Annotated in this window: 6 protein-coding genes and 1 pseudogene; 3 read left to right on the plus strand and 4 right to left on the minus strand. The window is 38.2% G+C overall.

Annotated elements, in window-relative coordinates; genetic code table 11:
• Window positions 1-656: 656 nt before the first annotated feature.
• The 3 genes from BTN49_RS14065 to BTN49_RS20835 all read right to left on the minus strand — a co-directional run bounded on the left by BTN49_RS14065 (window position 657) and on the right by BTN49_RS20835 (window position 1,393).
• Window positions 657-803 (minus strand): hypothetical protein, encoded by a 147-nt coding sequence (locus BTN49_RS14065; protein ID WP_158523687.1) that lies wholly within the window; start codon window positions 801-803, stop codon window positions 657-659.
• Between the two features lie 213 nt (window positions 804-1,016).
• Window positions 1,017-1,229, minus strand: coding sequence for a transposase (locus tag BTN49_RS07600; protein WP_097356678.1), 213 nt, complete (start codon window positions 1,227-1,229; stop codon window positions 1,017-1,019).
• 71 nt (window positions 1,230-1,300) lie between these two features.
• The gene (locus tag BTN49_RS20835) at window positions 1,301-1,393 is read right to left on the minus strand and encodes a hypothetical protein (RefSeq protein ID WP_146679276.1); all 93 of its coding nucleotides are present in this window, start codon (window positions 1,391-1,393) and stop codon (window positions 1,301-1,303) included.
• A gap of 1,791 nt (window positions 1,394-3,184) precedes the next feature.
• Between BTN49_RS20835 and BTN49_RS07610 the strand changes: the two genes are divergently transcribed.
• The 3 genes from BTN49_RS07610 (at window position 3,185) to BTN49_RS07620 (ending at window position 5,693) form a co-directional block, all read left to right on the plus strand.
• Window positions 3,185-3,457, plus strand: coding sequence for a hypothetical protein (locus BTN49_RS07610; protein WP_097356680.1), 273 nt, complete (start codon window positions 3,185-3,187; stop codon window positions 3,455-3,457).
• Window positions 3,458-4,089: 632 nt separating this feature from the next.
• Window positions 4,090-5,037 (plus strand): glutathione synthase, encoded by a 948-nt coding sequence (gene gshB, locus BTN49_RS07615; protein WP_097356681.1) that lies wholly within the window; start codon window positions 4,090-4,092, stop codon window positions 5,035-5,037.
• Between the two features lie 347 nt (window positions 5,038-5,384).
• Window positions 5,385-5,693 (plus strand): helix-turn-helix domain-containing protein, encoded by a 309-nt coding sequence (locus BTN49_RS07620; protein WP_097356682.1) that lies wholly within the window; start codon window positions 5,385-5,387, stop codon window positions 5,691-5,693.
• A gap of 190 nt (window positions 5,694-5,883) precedes the next feature.
• Here the strand turns inward: BTN49_RS07620 and BTN49_RS22280 are convergent.
• A pseudogene (locus BTN49_RS22280) lies at window positions 5,884-6,115 on the minus strand (transposase); the annotation flags it as partial.

Genomic DNA, 6,115 nt, shown 5'->3' on the forward strand with positions numbered 1-6,115 from the left:
TATTTTCTATCCATATATCAGAAATCACTATAGTTCGAAATGTTTAGGGTTTAAGCAACCTCCGTTATTATTTTAAATAAAAGGTAGTAATAGCTTGATTGGGAAGTGTCGCACTTCAGACTTGAACTTCAACTTCACCCAACGTACACTCCTCCAGTCAGCTGACTGGAGGAGTGTACGTTGGGTGAAGTTGAAGTTCTATGTTACTGATGGCTCCGTGTGCTATTCCGATTTGTATATACTTTAGTTATCCACAGCTAAGGTGAGGGCTCTGTTATACTGATAAAAGATTACTATGAACAACCATACACCTGATACAACAACGAAATCTATCATCGAATCTACTGGTGGTAGTACTTTTGTCTTAATAACCTTGTTTGGTTTATTGTTGGTTGGGTTGTTCGCTAAAAATTATCAAGGATCTGTTTCTGCATGAGCATGTTTAATATCACTTACTACCGCAATGATAAATTAATTCATAAAGAATCAGTGTTTATGTTAACACTGAACGCTGCGAAGATATCAGCCACAAGACAATCGTCACAGAAAAAGGTGTATATCCGTATCAGCAACATTATGGACAAGCCTTTATCAGAGCGAATAAATGGTAAATGGAAGAACATAGACTATACTAAAACAACTTGAAGACACTTGATTTAAGATGTCATCAGTGCGTTCAGTTTTGGGTAAATTTTCATAGGAGTAACCAGTCGGAGACTTAATGACAACATAGGTGCACGTACACCCCGCTGGTCGAGCTTACCGACGACATTCCCAATGTTATCCATTATTAATGGAACCAACTATACCTACAAATGGATGCCTTGATCAGTATATCAGTAAAGGTTTATGAAACCTGCATATTTAAGTTATTTTGTTATAAGCTAATGATATTACTTCTAATTAACCTCAGATCTGTATAAGCACTACTTTTAAGAACCGAGTAATTTTGAGGCTAGGCTTTTTTGTGGAAAACGTATAAGCAATGACTTCAGTAATAAGGTTGACCATAAAGATCATCCCACGTAGATGCCGAAAGTACTCGATTTTGGATATGTTTTTAGTCGGATAAAGACTGTCTCGATGATAAATCGTTTTATTAACATAAGACGATCCCAAAGCTTCATCACCTCTGGTTCCATGTTCTTCCGTTTATTCGTGATAAAACTAATCCCTTTCTCGGCGAGTATTTTTTCAAGGAAGCCAGATATATATTCCTTAATTTCCATAGAGTGATCTCCAGAGATTATCGGTTATATCAGGTACGGTTTTTTGTCATCAACATTGATCGTTGTTATCTTCATCTCATTTTAACCATCTCCTCAAACTCGCGATGCCGTGGAATACGTAAATTGTAACCAACCTGTAGCTTTGTAGAATCAACAAACGCGATACCAGTAGGTTTAGCTTGGCGGTTGAATCAGATAAAAACAAATGGAAACCAGAGCACTTTGCATTAACTTAAGCATCAGTGTATAGCTAACCAGATCAGGAAATTTACCTGTTAGGATATGGCAGACAAAGTTGCGTGTAACACGTTCGTAAAATTACGAAATCAAGATTGATGATAAAGATACAATAATCAGCATGACTTCACTGATTGAAAGGCGAGAGGATTTGTTTCTTGTTTTGAAACCTGAAATCCGGTATTTTTCCAAGTTCAGGAAAAAGACCTGCCATAAACCGTCGATGTCGATATAGGTGAAAACAGCGTCTGAATTACTCATTCTTTCATGCTAAAGTCCCTTTATGAGTGATAATTTAATTTAAACAATCAGATTACTACTCTGGCATTTAGTTCATTTCTTATGCGCAGCTCAGGTTAATTATGAATTACATTTAGTGTGCCCTCTACAGGGAGAGTACGTTCGATAACGCTAATATCCGAGTTCAGTCTCCAAGACCCACAAGTGAGCTACAACCAAAGCCCTCCAAGGACTGAATTGTGCAAACCACTTCGTAGAAGCTTTTTCAGTCAACATCTCATCAGTCTTCAGGAGTTTTTTGAGGTTCCGACGTACTACCGCATCCCCCTGTAATGGTTTAGATTTACTAAATTGATCTCTGCTATGAAATGTGATGAAATTTCTAGGTTTATATCTCTTGGGGTAGTTGAAATTAAGTTTAAAACTTGAGTTAATAACTTCCATATTGGACTTATAGCTCTTCTTGAGTTCTATTTTGGAAAATGAAATCGTTGGCGTGCTTATGTCTCTTATTTGATACTGATCACACCATGACTGTGAGGTACTTTAGAAAAGTTTATCTACTCTTTTTATTGGCTTTGAAGCCTTAAATAGGAGGTAAAGAAGACCAAATTGCCTTGTAGCCTAGGTGTCCTCTTAACAGGGTGATGTGTTATGAGTTTGCTACATCAACACAAATTATCTAGGAATTCTACGCCGTGTTTTTATAACAAGAAAAGTTCTAAGACGGGAATGTACGATTACCATATGTATCTTGATCCAGACTCTTAAAATCTAATCATGTATCCGATGACTTGCACGGATCGTCAATACGACTATCAAGGTGGTAGCATATTGGTGCTTACTATTACAGATACCATGCTTCTTCATATAGTGCTTAATCACCCTGAAAATTAGGTGTTTTATACGAAAATCTACTTATGGAATACATGATCTAAAATCCCTCACAGGATATTTAGGCATTGGCAAACTCAGTAATATTTGACCATTTTGGCAGTATATACTTACACAACTTGAAAATGAAGGTTTAACTGCCTAAATTGATCGTTCATTTGAGATGTTAAATAGTACGCAATATCTGAAAGAATTACAGTGAAAAATCAATTAATGTCCTCTTCAAAACTGTGTTGGTTGTTGAAGCCTCCTCCGTCATCTGAAATGCACAACCTAGCGGAGAGTCAGCTAGACTACAGTTTATTCTAAATATCCTCTTTTAGCTTGAAAATCTGCATGACTCATAAACAGTTAAATGAAAATTACCGCTTTTATATTGAGCAACGAGTGGCTGAATATAATTCTTTTAACTAGATTACCCTAATACTTGGCTATGCTCACTCCACTATCAGTCGAAAAATAAGGCGCCATATCTCAAATAATTGTTACGGCGTATACTGTCGTCGACTTGCATCAATATAGAATAAAGGAATCTGCTTTAACGCTATAAACTGACTGATCTTTAGTGGTTTTTTGGAGAAAACTTGAACATTCTCTCATGGGCGTCTCAGCACACATACGGCGCCCGTGGCGAACTGGTTTTTAACCACGATGTGGTGTTTTTAGTGAAAGCAATTTTTACAGGTATATATGGTATGACATGGATAATAACGGGTACGCTATACAAGGATCTTCCCCATCATGGTAAACCCTACAAAATGAAGATGAGTAGCTATGATGAGGTAAAGATAAAGAGTCGTGTTGATATTGAGCAACGGCATGCTATTTTGACGAAAAGATCGAGTTTGATTATTTGAGAGTGAGACTGTCGTCGTGACTGAGCACAAGTCTTTTCTGCTTCACGTGGTTGAGAAAGACAATAAGCTCTGCTGCATCAGAAAAACACCCAATAAGAAGGTGGGTACTGTAATGGAAACATTTATTGGAATTATGAGTTCCAGCTTCTATGACTCAAAAACACTCACGTCAGACAACGGTACAGAGTCCATTAAACATGAGGAGGTTGTTGAAATCTATGGCGCTGATTTCTATTTTGCCAGACCTTATTAGTCAAATAATCGGGGGCTGAATGAATATACAAAAATATACAAAGATTTTGATAAGGAGATTGCTACCTAAAGGAACTTACTTCAGCGAGGTCAGTAATGAGAAAATTATCAAGCTATAACATATCTTCAACACACGTGGTAGAGTGAGTTTTGGGTATCGTTCTCATAACGATTAACGATGTCTTTTAGAGTATTAGGTGGTAGCTTAAAACACAACACCTGTGTGTTTTACCTAGCGGAGGGTGTTGCTTATCTACTTCGCAGATAAACACCACTTCCCTTACATCAAGATGGAATGTGGTTACATAGATGGGTGTAAGTCTTTTAAAACTCGGATAACCGCATTATCTTCGTCGATCTAAGTTAATAAGGGAAAACTAATGATAAAATTAGGCATCGTTATGGATCCAATTGAGTGCATCAACATTAAAAAGGATTCTTCCTTTGCCATGATGCTAGAAGCTCAACGACGTGGCTGGGAAATTCATTACATGCAAATGAAGGATCTCTCACTTGAGCAAGACAAAGCTATTGCACACACCAAAATAATTAGCGTAGAACAAAACCAAAATAAATGGTTTGATGTCAAAAGTGAACAAGAGATTGCTCTTGCTAATCTTGATGTCATCCTAATGCGTAAAGATCCACCGATTGATACTGAATACATCTACTCAACCTACATTCTTGAACGTGCAGAAGTAGAAGGTTGTTTGATTGTGAACAAACCGCAGAGCCTCCGCGATTGCAACGAGAAGATATTCACCGCTTGGTTTCCTGAACATTCGCCAATTACGTTGATCACTCGATGCGCAGAGAAAATCAAAGCGTTTCATGAGAAACATAGTAATATTATTTTAAAACCACTTAATGGCATGGGAGGATCGTCCATCTTCTTAGTCAAGAAAGGCGACTCTAACCTGTCGGTAATCATCGAAACTCTAACTGAACGGGGTAACAACTATTGCATGGCACAAATATTCGTGCCAGAAATTAGTAATGGTGACAAACGCATTCTTGTAGTGGATGGTGAACCAATTCCATATTGTCTAGCTCGTATTCCTGCCATAGGGGAAACACGTGGTAACCTTGCAGCGGGTGGTCGCGGTGAAGCACGTCCATTAAGTGAAATAGATTGGACCATCGCTTGCGCCCTTGGACCTACACTGAAAGAAAAAGGCTTAATCTTCGTTGGTCTCGACATTATCGGTAATAAATTGACGGAAATCAATGTTACCAGTCCAACGTGTATTTGCGAAATTGAAGCAGTATTTAACATCAATATTAGCGAAAAATTAATGAATGCAATTGCAGTACGTCTTCAAAAATAATCACACTCTATTTCAATCAGCTCATGGTTATGGATAATACTGAATGTATGTACAGACACAGTCAAGTGTTATATGAAATGAACCATTTCCTTGTTCCAATCAGCTGGATGCGGATGTCCACCTTAGACATAGATTTAACCATAAATGTGAATGCAATGAAGGTTACGCACTTGGACTTAACGGTAAGTAATTTGGATATAGTTTTTCGTAAAAAAGATACAGGGATCGTCAGTTATTTTCCTATAATTCTCTCTCATTGATCGCGCCCTCCATCAGGTGAAATGCACAACCTATCGGAGAATCAGCTAGACTAAAGTACACTCTCCACATCCTCTTTTGGCTTGGAGATGTGCACGGCCCATAAACAGTTAAATGACAATGACCACATTTATATTGAACAACGATTGGCTGAGGGTGATTCCTTTAGCCAGCTTGCACAAACACTTGGTTGTGCTCAGTCAACTATCAGTCGAGAAATAAGGAGCTATATCCCAGATGATTTTCACGGCGTATACTGTCATCGACTTGCATCAAAACAGGCTAAAGAAACCTACTGCAACACTATGAACGGGCTGGCTTTTGGCTGTATTTCAGAGAGAACGAAGGCGTTTATTCATAAGCGTCTCAGCACGCATATATCACCGGAAGAGAACTGATTCTAAAGCACGATGTGATGCTCAGTAAAAGTACGATTTACCGGTATATATGGGAGCTATAGTGATTTCTGGTGTATGGGTAGGAAATAATGCGGTGTAACCTGTTGATTGATCGCGCCAGATCAACAACCAACAAGGAATACACCGCATGGACAATAATCATAACGTTACCGAGCTTCATAAACTAACCTCAGATCTGCATAAGCGCTTGCTTATCAAATCTAGTCATCTTGATACTCGGCTTCTTTGGTTGAAATGAATACGCGATCAGCCACGACAGTAAGTGGGTCATAAAGATGATACAACTATGGTGCCGAAAATGCTCAATTTGGGATATGTTTTTAGTTGATTAAAAACGGTTTCAATAATCAATCATTTTCGGAGCATTAGGTGGTCCCAAAGTTTCATCACTTTAGGTTTCA

The organism is Candidatus Enterovibrio escicola, assembly GCF_002464935.1.
GTDB classification, from domain to species: domain Bacteria; phylum Pseudomonadota; class Gammaproteobacteria; order Enterobacterales; family Vibrionaceae; genus Enterovibrio; species Enterovibrio escicola.

Excerpts from the sequence above, each read along its gene's own strand:
- BTN49_RS07600 (WP_097356678.1), bottom strand. The coding sequence starts at position 1,229 with ATGGAAATTAAGGAATATATATCTGGCTTCCTTGAAAAAATACTCGCC.
- gshB (WP_097356681.1), top strand. The coding sequence starts at position 4,090 with ATGATAAAATTAGGCATCGTTATGGATCCAATTGAGTGCATCAACATT.
- BTN49_RS07620 (WP_097356682.1), top strand. The coding sequence starts at position 5,385 with ATGTGCACGGCCCATAAACAGTTAAATGACAATGACCACATTTATATT.